At 42.4% G+C, this 18,469-nt stretch carries 11 protein-coding genes and 1 pseudogene; 9 read left to right on the forward strand and 3 right to left on the reverse strand.

Annotated features, from left to right (window positions below; all coding sequences use genetic code 11):
- A pseudogene (locus T344_RS0107870) lies at positions 1-1,720 on the reverse strand (hypothetical protein); the annotation flags it as partial.
- Between the two features lie 697 nt (positions 1,721-2,417).
- Here T344_RS0107870 and T344_RS0107875 point away from each other — a divergent pair.
- The 4 genes from T344_RS0107875 to T344_RS0107890 are packed head-to-tail and all read left to right on the forward strand — an operon-like array spanning position 2,418 to position 7,688.
- Positions 2,418-3,437, forward strand: a complete 1,020-nt coding sequence (locus T344_RS0107875; RefSeq protein ID WP_027628249.1) for a substrate-binding domain-containing protein — start codon at positions 2,418-2,420, stop codon at positions 3,435-3,437.
- Positions 3,438-3,467: 30 nt separating this feature from the next.
- On the forward strand, positions 3,468-5,003 hold the full coding sequence (locus T344_RS0107880) for a sensor histidine kinase (RefSeq protein WP_027628250.1): 1,536 nt from the start codon (positions 3,468-3,470) through the stop codon (positions 5,001-5,003).
- A complete protein-coding gene (locus T344_RS0107885; RefSeq protein WP_027628251.1) occupies positions 4,996-6,618 on the forward strand; it encodes a response regulator in 1,623 nt (540 codons plus the stop codon). Before T344_RS0107880 ends, T344_RS0107885 begins: the two co-directional genes overlap by 8 nt.
- Positions 6,618-7,688 (forward strand): sugar ABC transporter substrate-binding protein, encoded by a 1,071-nt coding sequence (locus T344_RS0107890; protein WP_027628252.1) that lies wholly within the window; start codon positions 6,618-6,620, stop codon positions 7,686-7,688. The genes T344_RS0107885 and T344_RS0107890 overlap by 1 nt, the downstream gene beginning before the upstream one ends.
- 45 nt (positions 7,689-7,733) lie before the next feature.
- Here the strand turns inward: T344_RS0107890 and T344_RS0107895 are convergent, their stop codons facing one another.
- A complete protein-coding gene (locus T344_RS0107895) occupies positions 7,734-8,735 on the reverse strand; it encodes a DUF3231 family protein (RefSeq protein ID WP_027628253.1) in 1,002 nt (333 codons plus the stop codon).
- A 270-nt stretch (positions 8,736-9,005) separates the two neighbouring features.
- Here T344_RS0107895 and T344_RS0107900 point away from each other — a divergent pair, with 270 nt between their 5' ends.
- The 5 genes from T344_RS0107900 (at position 9,006) to glgB (ending at position 17,266) form a co-directional block, all read left to right on the forward strand.
- A complete protein-coding gene (locus tag T344_RS0107900; protein WP_027628254.1) occupies positions 9,006-10,073 on the forward strand; it encodes a sugar ABC transporter substrate-binding protein in 1,068 nt (355 codons plus the stop codon).
- 97 nt (positions 10,074-10,170) lie between these two features.
- Positions 10,171-11,691, forward strand: coding sequence for a xylose ABC transporter ATP-binding protein (locus T344_RS0107905; protein WP_027628255.1), 1,521 nt, complete (start codon positions 10,171-10,173; stop codon positions 11,689-11,691).
- Between the two features lies 1 nt (position 11,692).
- Positions 11,693-12,922, forward strand: coding sequence for a sugar ABC transporter permease (locus T344_RS0107910; RefSeq protein WP_084331150.1), 1,230 nt, complete (start codon positions 11,693-11,695; stop codon positions 12,920-12,922).
- 144 nt (positions 12,923-13,066) lie between these two features.
- A complete protein-coding gene (locus tag T344_RS0107920) occupies positions 13,067-14,761 on the forward strand; it encodes a methyl-accepting chemotaxis protein (protein WP_027628257.1) in 1,695 nt (564 codons plus the stop codon).
- A gap of 240 nt (positions 14,762-15,001) precedes the next feature.
- On the forward strand, positions 15,002-17,266 hold the full coding sequence (gene glgB, locus T344_RS0107925; protein WP_027628258.1) for a 1,4-alpha-glucan branching protein GlgB: 2,265 nt from the start codon (positions 15,002-15,004) through the stop codon (positions 17,264-17,266).
- A 134-nt stretch (positions 17,267-17,400) separates the two neighbouring features.
- Here glgB and cobD read toward each other — a convergent pair whose 3' ends face one another.
- The gene (cobD, locus tag T344_RS0107930; protein ID WP_027628259.1) at positions 17,401-18,468 is read right to left on the reverse strand and encodes a threonine-phosphate decarboxylase CobD; all 1,068 of its coding nucleotides are present in this window, start codon (positions 18,466-18,468) and stop codon (positions 17,401-17,403) included.
- Between the last annotated feature and the right edge of the window lies 1 nt (position 18,469).

Consider the following 18,469-nt stretch of genomic DNA (forward strand, 5'->3'; position numbering starts at 1 on the left):
GGCTTTCTATTTGCTCATTGGCATTTTGCTTTGCATTGGATACTCCCGTATCGAATTGTGCCTTGCCCTGCTGGTATTCGTTTTCTTTTCCCTTCATAAAGGTTTTTAACTCGGAACTCAATTGGGGATTGGCTATGGAAGCCACATCAGGAGGTATGGGCGCCGTCCTGTTGATTTCCAGCCCAAGGGGTATGACTGGGCTTATGGGTTTTGCAGCTTTTAATCTGGTCGTATCCTCCTTCGGTGCTATACCATTTTCTCCAAAATCCTGGTTGGTCTGAATTAATTCAGCCTGTTTTGCCGATAGAACGTTTTGTTCTGCCTCACTTTTAAAACCCTCCATCTGATTTGGATCGGCTTCTCCCGTCATGCCTATGGACGGTGTATTCTTTGAATACTGTCTGGCCTCGGCCATTACGTCATCTGCGTCGGCTTCAGGGTTTGAGCTCAATTTAATGTCACCAGTTATTCCCTCGTGCGCCTTGCCTACTGTTTTTTCGCTCTTAAAGGCAGCAGGCTCATTATGCTTTATTTCCTTTACCTTGTTGACAGCGGGCCTGCTCTGCTCCTTCTTTCCGGGAAGCCCTGTGGGTGTGGCAATCTCAGGCATGACAGCCTGAGTCCTGGCCCGCTGCTTCTCAAAGGCACCGTCTGAAACAGCGGCGGCCTGGGAGAATGCATTTACTGCTTCGGTAGGTGGAATACTTCCCAGCTGATTCAGTATCTTTAAGGGGTCTTCGCCGGATATTTTGACTGCAGGTACCTTTGCTGGCTGCTTTTGAGCTTTCTCACTATTTGCAGCACCTTCAGCCTTGTCTGCTTTTTCAGAGCCTGCTGGAGCTGGAACATCTTCCACAGGTGACACGGCTTCCTGTTTGGCCTGGGCATCTTTATTAGCAATTGCTGTATTTTTATCAGAAACTGCTTCTGCTCCATTGTCGGCTGTTTTCACCAGGTTTTTATTTTCTGCTGGCTTACCGCCTTCAGCAGCTTTTTCTTCCTTGAGGGAAGCAGGTTTTGATTCTTTATTTGTCTGAGGATCGCTATCCCCCTTGTTTTCAAGTTTTGTTTGAAGGAGTTCTTTATTTTGTTGTAAAGAACTTTCCCCTGCCGATTCACTCTCTTTTAGGTTTACTTGCTTACCGGTGCTGCTGCCTGCATCGGATTTACTTAAAACAGTGCCGGTGTTACTACCCACATCTGATTTATTCAAAACAGTTTCAGCGTTGGACTTTTCTGCCGTTACCGGAGCAGCCTTTTCCTTTGTTTCCTGCTTCTCAGATTCATGTTCAACCGCCTTTGGTGAAGAGGCCGCTCTATAGTTCAGATCACCGGAATTGCTTTGTTCTCCGGTTTTTTCCGCGGTCTTGCTGTCGGCATCCTGCTGCTGCAATTCCGACTGTTGTTTTTCTGATTGTTGAATTTCAGAATCCGGCTGCTTATCCTGTATGCCGGGAGTATTTTCTTTATCTTGTCCGGGTTGGTTGTTTTTTGGAGGTATCTTTTTAATATCTGTAAGCAGCTTAATAACAGCCTGGTTTCCAATGGTTTTCTGGAGAATATTTATATCCTGCTGTGTCAATGAATTGGGCAGTCTTTTGAGACGTTGAATTATTTCTATATAGTTGGGCTGCTTGACCAGGGGTTTTTGCCTGGATGATGAGCTCTGAAGGTTTTTATTCTGTGCAGCAGCCGATTTGTCGGGTACTCTGGTGTACATCCTGTTCAACTCCTAAAATTTATTCTCTATATTGATTAGTAAATTTCGAAGCTGATTTAACACCCGGATCTTAAAAATTTTATCCCTTTTTTATTTACTTGTTATTTCTCTTACTAAAACTAATCTGTTGTGCTAATTGAAATTTTGTTTTGCTTTATAGATAGATTTAATCAGAATCAACTGGTACGCGAGTACAACTTCATGAAATAAGATGCACAGTTAAAAACAATTGCGATAAATTGTCGGCGAAGGTAAAGCGGTTTTGCCGGCAAAGCAGCAGGACGCTGCTTTGAGCTTCAAATCGAGACAGGATGTCAAGTTTGAGCGACGGCAAAACCGCTTTAAATGAGGTGATACAATTTTTGTAATTGTTTTGGGTGCGTCTTATTTTATGAAGTTAGTACGGAAGTTACCAGTTAATATAAAAATATTACCTAGGTAAAGTATAAATTAATTAGCACAACGCGTTAAAATTAGTTATATTATTCCCGGGAAGTAAAACCATGTGTTTTACAAATATGAGCCGTGGTATTTAGTTATTTTTACTAAATTTACACTAATTTTAGGTTGTATTATTTGTATTTATTTGATAATCTATATTCGTATAATTCTATACTAATTGAACAATTGTATCATGGCTTTTATCACTATTTGCATCGCTGCCAGGCAGAAAAACAGAGGTTAAATAGAGGTTTAAATGAACAAAAAGAAAAAGTTTGTTATCTTATTCATCTCCTTATTCTTGGTTCTAACAATTGCAATTGCAACTGTACTTATAAATTCCGTCAGAGAGGAATCGGTTCCTATTGATGACAAGTTTGCCCAAAGCGTTGAAAAACCAGACTATCATTTTGCCGTGATAGCTCCGAGTTCATATGACCCCTTCTGGAGCGATGTAAAAAAGGGAGCCTTCAAGGCCGCCAGAGAATTTAATGTTGCAGTTGAATTCAACAGTCCCAGATTCACAAATCTGGATGAAGAACTTCAATATCTCAATATAGCCATTGCGTCAAACGTGGATGGCATTGCAACACATGTTCCCGACGAAACCATGTTTACGCCGGTTATAAACAATGCAATAAAAAACAATATTCCCGTGGTAACTGTTGAGAGTGACGCCAACAACAGCGGGCGAATGGCCTATATAGGAAATAACAATTATGAGGTAGGTACGGTAGGCGGTAAAATGGTTGCTGATGCCACCGACGGAAAAGCGAAGGTCGCCATCATTTTAAACGGTTACCTCCCTGATGCAGGCGATGTTTCCCAGAACCTTCGCGTCACCGGCTTCAAGGATGCGGTCAAATCCTACAAGGGAAAAGTGGACATAGAAGAAATACGCATTTCAGGTATGGGTATATTCAGTGCCGGTGAAATAGCCAATGAGCTTATAACCAACAATCCCCAGATAAACGCAATCTTTTGTACAAACCCCAGGGATACTCTCGGTGTTACACAAATGGTAGTGGATTTGAACAAGGTCGGCCAGATAAAAGTTGTAGGCTCCGGCAGTTATCCGGAAATACTGAGATATATAGAAAAGAATGTAATATACGGAAGTGTAGTGAGTGATCCGCAGGACATGGGTTACAAAGCCATCCGGGCCCTGGTTGAACTGAAGACTGCCAAAAGGACTTCGGCCTATGTAGGTACCGAGGTATATGCTGTTACAAAAGATAATGTGGCTGCCCTTTCTACTGGAGATACAGGTAAATAATGCCAGCGGTATTTAATTAAGGATGAATTTATGATAAAATTTTTCAGTAGATTTCTAATAAAAAACAAAATACGAAAAAAACTTATTCTATATTTTATGATCACAACAATCCTAATGGCCGCAGCAAGTTTTTATACCTACTACAATGCCAGAATGTTAATGAGTCAGATGGACTCCCTGTTTATCAGCAACATATCCCTTAACGAACTCCAGGACGCTGTTACAGACGTTCAGCAGTATCTGGAAAGTTATTTGGATACCGAACATTCAGATAGTTTCAGAGGCTTTATAGGTTCAAAAAACAAATTGCAGCAGCTGTCTGAAATTATTACCGAAGAAGCAGACTACAGTTCCAACGGACTTTTGCAAAGAGACATAGCAAACATGATAAACAATTACCTGGATATTGCCTATAACGCTGTCCAGGCAAAGCGTGCCCGTGATATAAACAGGTATACCGCCTATTATAACGATGCAAACAGGGTTTTTGGATATATAGATATGTATATCAACAAGCTTAACAATGAACTGCTCAAAGAGAATACCCAGAGATATCACGTGGTCGCCAGCAGGATAGACATTGTTCAGCTGATAAATATCGCCATAATTCTGGGAGTTATTTTATTTAATCTCGTATTTATTGTACTTATTACTTATAAGACTACAAAACCTATAATAACTTTGTCCCAGGCGGCTGATGAAATTTCAAGAGGTAATTTCAACGTACCTCAGGTCGAATTTGATACCGAGGATGAGATAAGCGTTATGGCCAGTGCCTTCAATAAGATGGCCAGCAGTATAAGGGAGCATATTGATACAATTGAGGAACGGGCCTTGCTGCAGAACAAATTGAAGGAGCAGGAGCTGCAGAACCTGATAATGAAAACACATTTGAAGGAAGCCGAACTTCAGGCCCTGCAATCACAAATCAATCCTCACTTCATATTCAACACACTAAATACCGGCGCGCAGATAGCAATGATGGAGGGTGCCGACAAGACCTGCTACTTTATTGAAAATGTTGCAAACCTGTTCAGGTACAACCTTAAGAAACTTGACAGGGCAGTATCCCTGAGTGAGGAGATAAACAACATAAGAACCTACATCTATATACTCAAGACCCGCTTCACCGACAGAGTGGAGTTCATTGAGGATATTGAAGACGGAAACCTGGACATACAAATGCCTTGCATGATCCTTCAGCCTATTGTTGAAAATGCATTCATTCACGGGATAAGCAACATGGAGTCAGGCGGGGTGATAACTCTGTCGGTCAGGAACAGTAAGACTTATGCAGAAATAACGGTTTCGGATAACGGTAAAGGAATGAACCGGAATAAAGTTGATCAATTGCTGGGTAAGGCTGGAGAAGCATCGCCGGATGAGCCCAGCGGTATCGAGGCAAAAAAAGGGCATACCACCGGTATCGGCATGGGAAATGTGATCAGCAGGCTTAATATCTTTTATGGCCGGGACAATATTGTCAGTATAGAAAGCAGTCCTGATAAAGGGACCTCGGTATGTCTGAAAATACCTGTCAGTGTAAAGGAGCATGTGAATGTATAAGTTATTGATTGCCGACGATGAGCAGATTGTGATAGATTCTCTTTTCTTTATAGTAAACAAGAGCTTTCCCGGCATTTTTTCCATTGAGTCGGCCCGTTCCGGCAGGGAAGCTATTGAAAAAGCCGAAAGATTCATACCGGATATAATTTTCATGGATATAAACATGCCCGGTATAAATGGTATAGAGGCCATCAGGGAACTTCGGAACAAGCTCCTGGACTGTGTATTTATCATCCTTACCGCCTTTGATCAGTTTGACTTCGCCAAAGATGCACTCAAATTGGGTGTTTCGGAATATTTACTCAAGCCTGTTAACAGGGAGAAAATAATCTCAACCCTGCAAAAAAGTATTGATGATATAGAAAAAGAGCGCGCAAAGAGGAAGAAGGAACTGGATCTTAAAGAAAAAATGGAGAATATTCTCCCCGTTCTTGAAAATGGCTTTATTTACTCCATGCTTTTTTTGGATGATAATTCTGCAGAATTGGAGAGCTACCGGAATATTTTCGAGATAGAAGAAACCGGAGGCTATATTATGACCGTTGAATTTGCCCAGTCCAATGACTGCGGTAAAATGGTCAACAGAATAGGGCTCAGCATTAAGAGCCAATCCTTCTATCCTTACCTACGAGATATATTAAAAGCCAGATGCAGGTGTTTTGTGGGCCCTGCCATTCTTAACAGGATTATTGTCTATATACCCGCCGAAACCGAGACCGACGAGTACTCAAGAAGGCTTGAGGCGGTCAATATAGCCGAACAAATCCATAGCCAGATATCCCAAAAGGTGGATGCCGACTTCTATATAGGAATAGGACGCTGTTACAGCGGTTTTGACAACATTTATCTCTCCTATGAGGAATCACTCAGAGCAATTCGCTTTATAAACGGAACAGGCATCCTGCATATAATGGACATACCCATTGAGAAAGAGCTGCCGGCTGAGAAATACCCTATTTCAAAAGAGAAGCTTTTATTGGAAAAGGTGGCCCTGGGAGAGAGGGAGTCTTCTACACAGGCCTTTTGTCATATATTTGAATGGTTGACGGTGGAATACTATGGATCTGTCAATAAAATAAGGTCCAAGCTCACGGAAATAATGATTCTCATATCCCGGCTGGCCTATGATTATAATATTACCGGCAACCTTAGCAGCATCGACTTTATATCCGAGCTTCAAGCCCTTGACTCTCTCACGGAATTAAAGCACTGGTGCCTTGAAAGAATAGATTATATTACAAATGGTATCTCGGAATCCAGAGAAAAAAAGACAAATACGCTTATTATAAAAGCTGTTGAATATATAAAGGAAAATTACAGAACCGAAATTACTCTTGAGGAAGTATCAAAGGAAGTCAACATCAGTCCCCACTATTTCAGCAAGCTTTTTAAAGATGAAATGGGTGAAAATTTTATTGATTACCTTACCAATCTGAGGATCAATGCGGCCAAGGAAATAATGAAGAGCAGTCTGATGAGCGTTAAGGAAATATGTTATGAAATCGGTTATGGTGACCCGAATTATTTCAGCAGAATATTTAAAAAAGCGGTAGGTGTTACACCCACTGAGTACAGGGACAGTATTCTATACATGAATAAGGATGGTGTTTCTTGATGAAGAATTTTCGACTAAGAGCCTTTTTGACAGGTTCAGCGCTTATTTTATCCATGTTTTTCACAGCAGGCTGTTCTTCCTCGTCCGAACAGGACAGACCTGCCGAAAAGAACGGAAAAATTACCATGGGCTTTTCCATGGCAACTTTACAGGAGGAACGCTGGCAGCGGGATATGGATATCCTGGTTGCAAAGGCTAAAACCAAAGGTGCGGAAGTTATCGTACAAAATGCAAATAACAACTCCGACGATCAGATCAAACAGGTCAAATACCTGCTGGATAAAAATATTGATATCCTTTTCATCGTACCCCAGGATTCCGAAAAATCCGCAGAGGCTGTGGATCTTGCCAAAAAAAAGGGCATCAAGGTAATTTGCTATGACCGCCTTATAAAAAATGCCAATGTCGACTTCTATGTATCCTTTGATAATACAAAGGTTGGTGAATACATGGCATCACTCATGGTTTCAAAAGTCCCCATCGGTGACTATATTATAATCAACGGTGCAAAGACCGACTATAATAGTTATATGTATAATGAGGGGTATAAAAATATTCTTAATAAATATATCTATGATAAGTCGATAAAAATAGTTGATGAAATATGGGCAAATGACTGGAGACCGGAAGACTCCTTCAAGTGTGTCGAGAAAGCACTTCAAAGCGGAAAAAAAATTGATGCCATACTGGCAGCCAATGACAGTCTGGCCGGTGCTGCCATAGAGGCGCTCGCCGAGCAGCAATTGGCGGGAAAAGTTTTGGTGGCAGGCCACGATGCCGATATTTCCGGCTGTCAGCGTGTTGCCGAGGGAACCCAGCTGCTGACAATATACAAGCCCATTGATCAACTGGCTGAGAAAGCGGTGGATGTGGCCTTTGGCCTGCTCAAAAATAATTACTATGCGTGCAATACATATATCAGCGACGGCGAAAATGATATACCTTTTGCAAAAGTTGATCCAATAGTGGTTACAAAGTATAATCTGGTCGATACGGTAATAAGTGACGGCTTCCACAGACTGGAGGATGTATATCTCAATGTTCCGCGGAATCGATGGCCGGATAAATAAGCATTTTTTTAAAGGATACAAGTTGTGACCGGAGGTCTGCAGCGGCTATGTCAGCCTTTTATGGTTAATATGCTGCGGAGGCTGCTCCAACCAACGGTTTTCAATCAATATATCCAGGCCGTCCTCCGAGTATTTGGCACTGTCCATTGCAGATGCGGAAAACTGCAGCTGAAGGTCATGCCTCATGGCGGTGGCTAAGCCTGTCCCGTCCTGAATAATGCTTGACACTATCAGTGTCACTATGTGAAATAGCATGAGTTTATCGGAAAACGGTGAAATAGTAGAATCGGTTATAAATGAATCAAATGTTGATGGCACCGGGATGTTCTCATCGGTAAAAAACTCCACCAATTTTTTAGTCTTTTTAGTTGCAAGCTCCCTTCCCTTGAAGAAATAATCCTTCAGCTTGGCAGAACCCGCCACCTGGCCGAAGGCAGCGATCAAATCACCACCAACCTTGTTAAATCTCAAGTTGGCAAATATTGTGGTTATCTCCTGTGCCAGCAGATTTCTTTTTTGAGCAAACCAACCTCCCGCAAAGAAATCCTGAGTATCAATAAAGTCTATATTTTTTGTAAACTCTATCCTTGGTGAATTAATAAAAAGGCCCTGCTTCTGTAGAGTATCCACCGTCATATTATATAAATCAATCGATTCCCGTATACATGAAGAAAAAAAGTTTCTGATATCGATCCGGGAGCTGTGATTTAAAATCAAAGTATAATTGTTCATCCCTATCATGCCCATATTGAGTAAATAGAACAGATAAAAGGGGTCGGTGAACAATTTGGGGGCGTCAAGGTCAACGTCCTCCCGGGTGAAGCCTTTAGGCACCGTAAGTCCATCCTTCTCAAATATATTGGAAATTAGCTTCGTATGCTCTCTTGACATATCTTCGGCATATTTAAGAATAGGACGTATTTCGGCATCATTCAGCGTTTTTATAAAATGCTCCAATACACAAATTGCTAAAGAATCATACATGTAAGTTGACCAAAGTCCTGAAACTTCAGACGATAAGATATCAAGCCTGGTTTTATCCTGCATATTGTTCCCTCCATATTAAATATTGACCGTATTAGTATTTTCCTAAATTTGTACAAGTATGTAATATGAATGTTCAGCCTTACTTAAATTGTCATTAAAAAAATGCTAATATTTACAGGTATAATTTTTACCATCACAATTATAGTAAGACCTTAGTAATTCTCTCTAGCGACTTTAATCCCCCTCTGATATATCCTGTTAATGTATCTGCAACAGCTGCCTGCTGCAGCCTGTTGCAAAAGAAAATATTACATTTCGGGAGGATTGTATATGAAAAAATCAGTACGTATAGCTGCTATGGCTTTAGCAGGTATTATGTCAATCTCGCTTTTTGCAGGCTGTGGTGCCGGCAATTCGGCAAGCAACGGTTCAGCAAGCGGAAACTCAGCAGCTTCATCGGCCGACAAGAAAATTAAAATCGGACTATCTCTTCCTACACAGCAGGAAGAAAGATGGGTCAGAGACAAAGCTACCATGGAAGAAGCTGCTAAAAAAGCAGGGGTTGATATTGCTGTTCAGGTTGCAAACATGGATGCTGCAAAGCAGGATTCACAGGTTGAGAATCTGATTTCACAGGGTATCGATATATTAATTCTTGCTCCTCACGATGCCAAGGCGGCCGCTTCCACAGTTGACAAGGCTCACAAGGCCGGAATAAAGGTTATCGCCTACGATAGGCTTATAACAGGTACTGATATTGACGTTTATATGTCATTTGACAACGTAAAGGTTGGAGAACTTCAGGGAAAATGGTTAACCGAACATTTAGATAAAGGTAATATTGTCTGGCTGGCAGGCGCTCCTACAGATAATAACGCCACACTCTTCAAACAGGGTGCCGCCAAATATCTGCAGCCCAAGATAGACAGCGGGGATTACAAGGTCGTTATGGAACAGCCCGTTGTAGATTGGAAGCCTGACAACGCACTTAAATTGATGGAAAATGCATTAACTGCCAACAACAATAATATTCAGGGAGTTCTTGCTCCCAACGACGGAACTGCCGGCGGATGTATCCAGGCTTTGGCTGCTCAGGGTCTGGCCGGTAAGGTACCCATAACCGGACAGGATTCGGAACTTTCGGCTGCCAAGAGAATTATTGAAGGCACCCAGGGAATGACAGTGTTTAAGGATACCAGAAAACTTGGTGAAGCAGCTGTTGAAGCAGCTATAAAAATGGTGAAAGGTGAAGATCCGGGAGCCAACGATAAAGTGAACAATGAAAAGATGGATGTACCATCAATTCTGCTGGCTGCCGAAGCAGTTGACAAGGACAATATCGACAAGATCCTTATAGATAGCGGTTACCTCAAGAAAGAAGACGTTTACGGCAAATAATATAAAGCACTGAAATTTTTATGGGGGAATGGCAGCTACGTTATTCCCCCATAAAAACTTTAAAGTGGAAATAAGGAAGCCCATTCTGGAGGTCATTATGAGCGAGTATATATTGGAAATGAAGAATATTACCAAAGAGTTTCCGGGGGTCAGAGCACTGGACGATGTTACCTTCAAGGTTAAAAAAGGTGAAATTCATGCGCTGTGCGGAGAAAACGGAGCAGGAAAATCAACTCTTATGAAGGTTCTCAGCGGAGTTTATCCCACCGGTACTTATACGGGTGAAATAATAGTAAAAGGCAGTACACAGAGCTATTCCGGTATAAAAGACAGTGAAAGGGCAGGAATAGCTATTATTTATCAGGAACTTGCTCTCGTCAAGCAAATGAGCGTATGCGAAAATATTTTCCTCGGCAATGAAAAAGTTAAAAAGACCGGTCTTATCGACTGGGACAAATCCTATGCGGAAAGCCAGAAAGTCCTTAATGAGGTAAGACTTAATATAAACCCTAATACCAAGGTATTAAATCTGGGTATCGGCCAGCAGCAACTGGTTGAAATTGCAAAGGCAATTGCCAAGAAGGCCGAGATCCTTATTCTGGATGAGCCGTCTGCTGCGCTGACAGAGTCGGAAACGGAAAATCTGTTACAAATACTTAAGGAATTAAAATCCAAGGGTGTAACATGCATATATATTTCACACAAGCTTAATGAAGTCTTTGAAATAGCTGATAACATTACCATCCTCCGTGACGGGAAAACAGTCGGAACTGAACCTGCAAGTGAAATTACCGAAAACAAGGTCATAGCCAAAATGGTCGGACGTGAATTAACCCAGCGTTTTCCAAGAAAAGAGCACAAGCCCGGACAGATTGTCATGGAAGTTAAGAATTGGAATGTTCACAACCCCGATCTGCCTGAACTGAAGCTCATTGACAATGCGAGCTTTAAAGTCCGCAAGGGAGAAATACTGGGTATAGCGGGACTTATGGGAGCCGGCAGGACAGAACTGGTTATGAGTATTTTCGGAGCGTATGGAACCAATGTCAGCGGAGAATTGATACTGGAAGGCAAAAAGGTTTCCATAAAGAACCCAAAACAGGCCATTAAATCCGGTATAAGCTATGTCTCTGAGGACAGAAAACGCTATGGGCTGATTCTTGGAATGGATATAAAAAACAATGTTACATTATCAAGTCTTGAAGCTATTTCAAAATTAACACTGATCAACAGCAATGAGGTAATAAAAAATACCAATCAATACGTTGAAGACTTGAGGATAAAAACTCCGAGCATTGAGCAGAAAGCCTCGAACCTCAGCGGCGGTAACCAGCAAAAGGTTGTACTTGCAAAATGGCTTATGACAAAGCCTAAAATTCTGATTATGGATGAACCTACTCGTGGTATAGATGTAGGTGCTAAATTTGAAATATACAATATTATGAACAAGTTGATTGACGAGGGTGTGTGCATTATCATGATATCCTCCGAGCTCCCTGAAATACTTGGAATGAGTGACAGAATCCTTGTTATGCATGAAGGCCGTCTCACAAAAGAATTTAACTGGGAAGAAGCAACTCAAGAGAATATTTTAACTTATGCCACAGGAGGAATGTAATATGGGAAATGCAGAAATAAACACCATTGCAAAAAATAATCAGAATGCTTTGGGCCATACTAAATCAATCAGAGAAATTTTGGTGGGCACACTTAAGGGAAATATGCGTCAGTACACAATGATACTGGCCTTATTGGTCATCTGGGGTTTCTTCACAATTGTCACAGATGGAATATTTATTTCCTCAAGAAACCTGTCCAACCTGTTTTTGCAGTGTGCCGCAACCGCCATAGCCGCCTGCGGTATGGTTCTTGTAATGGTGGCCGGCCACATTGACCTTTCAGTCGGTTCCTTTGTCGGTTTGACAGGAGCAATAGCCGCCCAGTTAATGGTTAAGGCTCATATGGGTACAATAGAAACCATTGCCATCACTATCGGTATCGGACTTCTATTGGGTCTTTTCCAGGGCTTCTGGGTCGCCTATGGAAAAGTACCGGCCTTCATAGTAACACTCGCCGGCCTTCTGGCTTTCAGAGGCGGTGTCATTGCAATTACAGGCGGTAACTCCATCGCACCCATGAATGATACCTTTAAGGCCATTGGACAGGGTTATCTGCCAAAAATAAATCCTGGCCTCCCCTTTAGCGATACCAGCGCTTTAATAGGTGTGGTTTTCATTATATGTTACCTGGTTTTTGAAATAAACAAGAGAAGATCCAGAATAAAATACGGCTTCGAAGTACTTCCGATGTCACTGCAAATTGCGAAGATGGTAGGCTTTTCACTGCTGATCGCCCTGGTAATCGGAATAATGGCAAGCTATATGGGTATCCCATATGCAATATTACTCTTAATCGCAATAATAGTAATATTTACAATAATTGCCGAAAAATCGACCTTTGGACGTCATGTATACGCCATAGGCGGTAACAAGGAAGCCGCAAGACTTTCCGGTATAAACATAAACAAGGTAAACCTGGGCATCTTCGTTTTAATGGGACTGCTTTCCACCATAGCAGGTATCGTGTATACTGCAAGGCTTAATGCTGCAACAGGTTCGGCAGGAACAAACATGGAACTGGATGCCATCGCATCGGCAGTTATCGGCGGAACCAGTACTCTTGGCGGTGCCGGAACAATCGCAGGCTGTATCATAGGTGCTCTTGTCATGGGAAGCCTCGACAACGGTATGAGCCTTATGAATGCCAATGTATCTGCCCAGTACATCGTTAAAGGCTTGATACTTCTTCTGGCGGTTTGGTTTGATATTAAGTTCAGCAAGAGGTCATAAATTCAAGGTTTCATTACAGTATTCACCAAAAGGCGGGGGAACGTAATATGGATTGGTTAAATTCTGTTACCTCCCCTGTTTGAATATTTCCTCATGGTCAGTATGAGTTTTCCCGCACTCCAGCGGGACATGGAGGGTAGAAACATGACTTCCCCATCACGCAGAAAATTTAATGTCCGCACAAAGATATTAGCTTGCCTTTTACCCATCGTTATGGCATTAATCGCGGTAAACATAGCAGGACAAGCAGTTTACACCAAAAATATGAACAAATATACTTCCTTGCTGGACAATCTCACCAGGGAAAACAAGGTTGTCAATTCTTCAATTGCCATACTTGATCCTTTGCGTACAATTATCATGAACCCAAGCAATGAAGCTATTCTGGATGAACTGGCCGGATATAGAAAAGCTGCTACTTCCGACCTGGATATCATACTCGCAAATACATATCCTTTAACAAAATCGGCAACAGACAACTTTATAAACACGACAAAAAAATTTCTGGAGGAATTCGACAGAACCCTGGAGGCTGCCAAATCGGGCGATGTTAAGGCAACAGAAAACTTTAATTCCACCTCAAGGACTGCGGAATATGTAAAGGAAAACTTTTCTCTGCTCATTCTTGCAGAGCTTGAAAACAGCAAACAAATCAGAGCCGACATCGACAGAAACTACTCTATTACTTTATCAATATCAATAATACTGCTGGCAGTCATAATTATTGCAGGGATCGCCGCAGTACTGGCAGTAGCAAGAAATATAGTCAATCCGCTGAAAAAGCTTATCAAGGTCAGTGAAAAAATTGCGGCAGGTGATTTAACTTCCGAAGAAATATTCGTTGATTCCCGGGATGAGATATCCTCCCTGTCAAATGTATTCTACTCAATGCACAAGGGTCTTAAAGAGCTGTTATTGGTCATATCTTCAAGTGCCTTGAATATTTCGGGCACCTTTGAAAAGCTGGATACAGTTTTCAAGGACAGCCTGCTTGCAAATAAAGAATTGTCGGCGCTCATTGAACGTAACTCCGGACAGGCCGGTAATCAAACTTCTCTTGTGAATGGCACCTCCGGAGACATCAGTTCGGTTTTTGATTCCATCAAAGTTATATTCCAGGAAACGGGTGCAATGGTAACCAGTGCCGAGAAGGCGTTTAACACCTCTGTCCAGGGCCAAATAAAGCTTCAGAATGTTATTGATAACACCAATAGCGTAAAGAGCACCATGTTCGATTTGAATTCAATGGCAGGCGAGCTGGAATCCTACTCCGTCAAGATCGGGAAAATTATCGGCATAATAAACGGCATTTCGGAACAAACCAATTTGCTGGCTTTAAACGCCGCTATAGAAGCAGCCCGGGCAGGAGACTCCGGAAAAGGTTTTGCCGTAGTGGCTGAACAGGTCAAGCTTCTGGCCGAACAATCAAAGGCTTCATCAAATGAGATTACGAAAATTATTTCACAAATCCAGCATCAGATCACCGCAATGCGGAATGGTGTGGAAACAAGCACCACTGCCATAAACGAAAGCTCAAGGATCATTGATGATGAAAAGACGGTATTTCGTGAAATTATATCCTTGAATGAAACGGTAAACAAACAGGTACAAACAGTCAACTTCAAATTGACAGAAGCAAAGGATAGAATATCCCATATAGACGATACCACACACACTATTGCTGATTATGCAAACGAGCTGGCATCAAGCTCTTCCCAGGCTTTGGCATCAATTGAAGAACAATGGGCCCTCAATGAGGAAATATCGGGCTGTACCTCAAAGCTCCGGGAACTGTCTCTGGAATTTGATAAAGTTATACACAGGTTTAAACTCTCATAGAACAGATTATTTCTTTCAATTTTTCATTCTTCCTTATTTGCCACTTTTGGCACAGACTACCAGTCTGCGGGAGCGAAAGCTCCCTTGTTTTTTCCTTCGTATGGTAACTCACAGCGCCCCCCATTGTCGCTGCCCAAAATGCTTTCCACCTTTGTCCTTGTGGAATTGATCAAAATGTTATAGTATGGTAAATATAGCTTGTTTAATGTAATCTGCAAATATTTTATCAGGGGTGGTTTAATGGGAAACGGATACCAGGATATTATTAACAGCATAATCAACGGTGATTGTAAAGATCCTCACGTTTTTCTGGGCATGCATGTTGTTGACGGCAAAGGAAGAAAAAAAGACATTGCAGTCAGAGTTTATCATCCTGACGCGGCACTTATTGAGCTGCTGGAGGTCTCTGAAAACACCTTTCATCCAATTCCCCCCAAATACGAAAATGGAATTTTTGAAATAACCTTTCCCAACAGAAAGGACTTATTTGAATATCAGCTGAAAATAACCGACCGGGCCGGCAACAGTTATCTGACTCATGATCCCTACAGCTTCTGGCCGGTCATATCGGAATATGATATTTACCTTTACAGCCAGGGAAATCACCATAGGATATTTGATAAGCTGGGTGCCCACATCACAACCCTCGGGAATGTGCGGGGCACACTCTTTTCAGTATGGGCCCCCTGTGCCGGAAGAGTAAGCGTCATTGGCAGCTTCAACCAGTGGGACGGGCGACGGCATCAAATGAGGCAGTTGGGTGCCTCGGGCATCTGGGAGTTGTTCATACCCCTTGTGGGCGGCCGAGACATGTATAAATTCGAAATAAAAACCCAGACAGGGCAAATATTGACCAAAGCAGACCCCTATGCCTATTATGCGGAAAAACGGCCTGCAAAGGCATCCATTGTATATGACTTAGATAACTACTCGTGGAATGATTCCGCCTGGCTGGAACACAGGGCGGACACCAATGTTTTCTCTTCACCGGTTTCAATATATGAACTGCATCTTGGAACCTGGTCCACCCTGTCCGAACCTGACCAAAACGGCGATATTTTTCTTGACTACCGGACTATTGCCGACAGGCTGATTCCATATATAAAGTATATGGGCTATACTCATATAGAGCTGTTGCCTGTGACAGAGCACCCCTTTGACGGCTCCTGGGGCTATCAGGTTACGGGGTATTACGCTACTACAAGCCGCTATGGCACACCGGAGGATTTTATGTATCTGGTGGATTTATGCCATCAAAACGGCATAGGAGTGATTCTGGACTGGGTACCTGCCCATTTCCCAAAGGATGCACACGGCCTGGCCCGTTTTGACGGTACGGCGGTATACGAACATGAAGACCCACGGCAGGGGGAGCATCCCGAGTGGGGAACCCTGGTATTCAACCATGGGAGAAACGAAGTCAGAAACTTTTTGATATCCAATGCCGTTTTCTGGTTTGAAAAATACCATATAGACGGTTTGAGAGTGGACGCCGTGGCTTCAATGATTTACCTGGACTATGCAAAAAAGCCCGATCAATGGATTCCCAATAAATATGGCGGAAATATGAACCTGGAGGCCATGGACTTCTTAAAGCAGCTCAACACTACTGTTTTCAGTTACTTTAAGGGCATAATGATGATTGCCGAGGAGTCCTCCTCATGGCCTATGATAACAAAGCCTCCATATATGGGAGGCCTGGGGTTTACCTTTAAATGGAATATGGGCTGGATGAATGATTTTCTCAAATATGTAAGCATGGACCCCATATACCGCAAATACCACCACAACCTCATAACCTTCTCCATCATGTATGCCTTCAGTGAAAACTATGTTCTTGTCCTCTCACATGACGAGGTGGTTCACGGCAAGTGCTCCATGCTGAACAAGATGCCGGGCGACTATTGGCAGAAGTTTGCCGGACTAAGAGTAACCTATGGCTATACCTTTGGGCACCCGGGCAAAAAGCTGCTCTTTATGGGAAGTGAATTCGGTCAGTTTATCGAATGGAATGATCACCAGGGACTCGACTGGCACCTGCTGGACTATGAAATGCACAAGAAAATGCAGACCTTTGTCCGTGATCTGAATAATTTATATGTGAACGAAAAGGCTCTTTATCAGGTTGATTTCAGCTATGACGGCTTTGAATGGATTGACTGCAATGATAACGACCACAGCGTGGTTTCCTTTATGCGGAAGGGTACAGACTTTCATGATATGCTGATTTTCGTCTGTAATTTTACCCCTGCGGTTAATGACAACTACTGCATAGGAGCGCCCTTTGAGCTGGACTATGAGCTGGTGTTGAACAGCAATTTCGAAAAATACGGCGGTTATGAACAGGACTGTGAAAATATAATATACAAAACAGAACAGGAACCTCTGCACGGAAGACCCTGCAGATTGAGACTTACCCTTCCGCCCCTGAGCGTACTGATTTTCAGGCCGCTTTTTGTGAAGGAGGAAGTTTATGAAGGGGCTGTTTCAGAACAAGACAATTGATAATAATGTACTACTGATAATAGTGCGCAATTGCAGCATCAAAAAATGAGAAGCTCTATTATAAGTAGATGCCTGAAATTGCAGGCGAAGCGCAAGTATTTAAATTGTGTTGGTCTTGCGACACGATCAGTCATTTACCCTTTAGGAGTCAGCTTTTTCAGACTTTCCACAAGGTATTCATTATCCTCTTTTGACTTTACCGCGATTCTGAAAAAGGAATTATCCAGACCCACAAAATTGTCACAGGAGCGGATCAGTATTCCATATTTCAAAAGTTCCCTGCTTAAAGCTTTATTTTCTGTTCTGAACAATATAAAATTTGTGCAGGAAGCAAAAACTTCAAAACCAAGGGCTCTCAATTCAAGTGTAAGTTTTTCCCTGTTTTCTTTTATCAACTTCTTAGTCCTATTTATGTAATCCGTTTCCTTCAATGCAGCAATTCCGCATAGCTGTGCCACAGACGATACACTCCAGGGCTGTCCGGCCCTTCCAAGCCGTTGGATTATGTCTTTGTCGGAGCACATGGCATAGCCCAGGCGTATTCCTGCCATTGCGTATGTCTTGGTAAAGGCTTTTAATACTATCACATTATCATAAGCATGGAGACAATCGACTATGCTGAATCCACCTGCATTTTCAAGAAAATCAATAAAGCATTCATCCACTGCCAGTATGGTTTTATTTTCCTTGCACTTTTGAGCCAATGCCAAGACAATTTTTTTATCCGTCAAACTACCTGTGGGATTGTTGGGATTGCACAGGAACATAAGATCAATACCCGGGCTGACTTCATCAAGAATATCTCCGCCAGCATTAAAGCCGTTGTCCCTATGAAGATAATAATATTTGATATTGCTGCCCACCGTCCTCACAGCTTCCTCATACTCAGAAAAGGTCGGTGCCGTAACCAGAGTAGTTCCCGGCCTTATAGTCTCGGCAATCCTGTATATTATATCGGCGGCACCATTCCCGCAAAGTATATAACTCTCAGGTACATTTTCATGCAGGGCTATTGCTTTTACCAACTCCCTGCACATGGGATCGGGATAATTGCTGAAATCATCCAGGTTTTCGATTACAGCGTTTTTAACGCCCTCCGGCAGTCCCAGGGGATTGATATTCGCCGAAAAGTCTATTAACCTTGTATTGCCAGCTATATATTCATAACTGTATATATCACCGCCGTGAATCTGCCTGCTCATT

The organism is Ruminiclostridium cellobioparum DSM 1351 = ATCC 15832 (assembly GCF_000621505.1).
Taxonomy (GTDB): domain Bacteria; phylum Bacillota; class Clostridia; order Acetivibrionales; family DSM-1351; genus Ruminiclostridium; species Ruminiclostridium cellobioparum.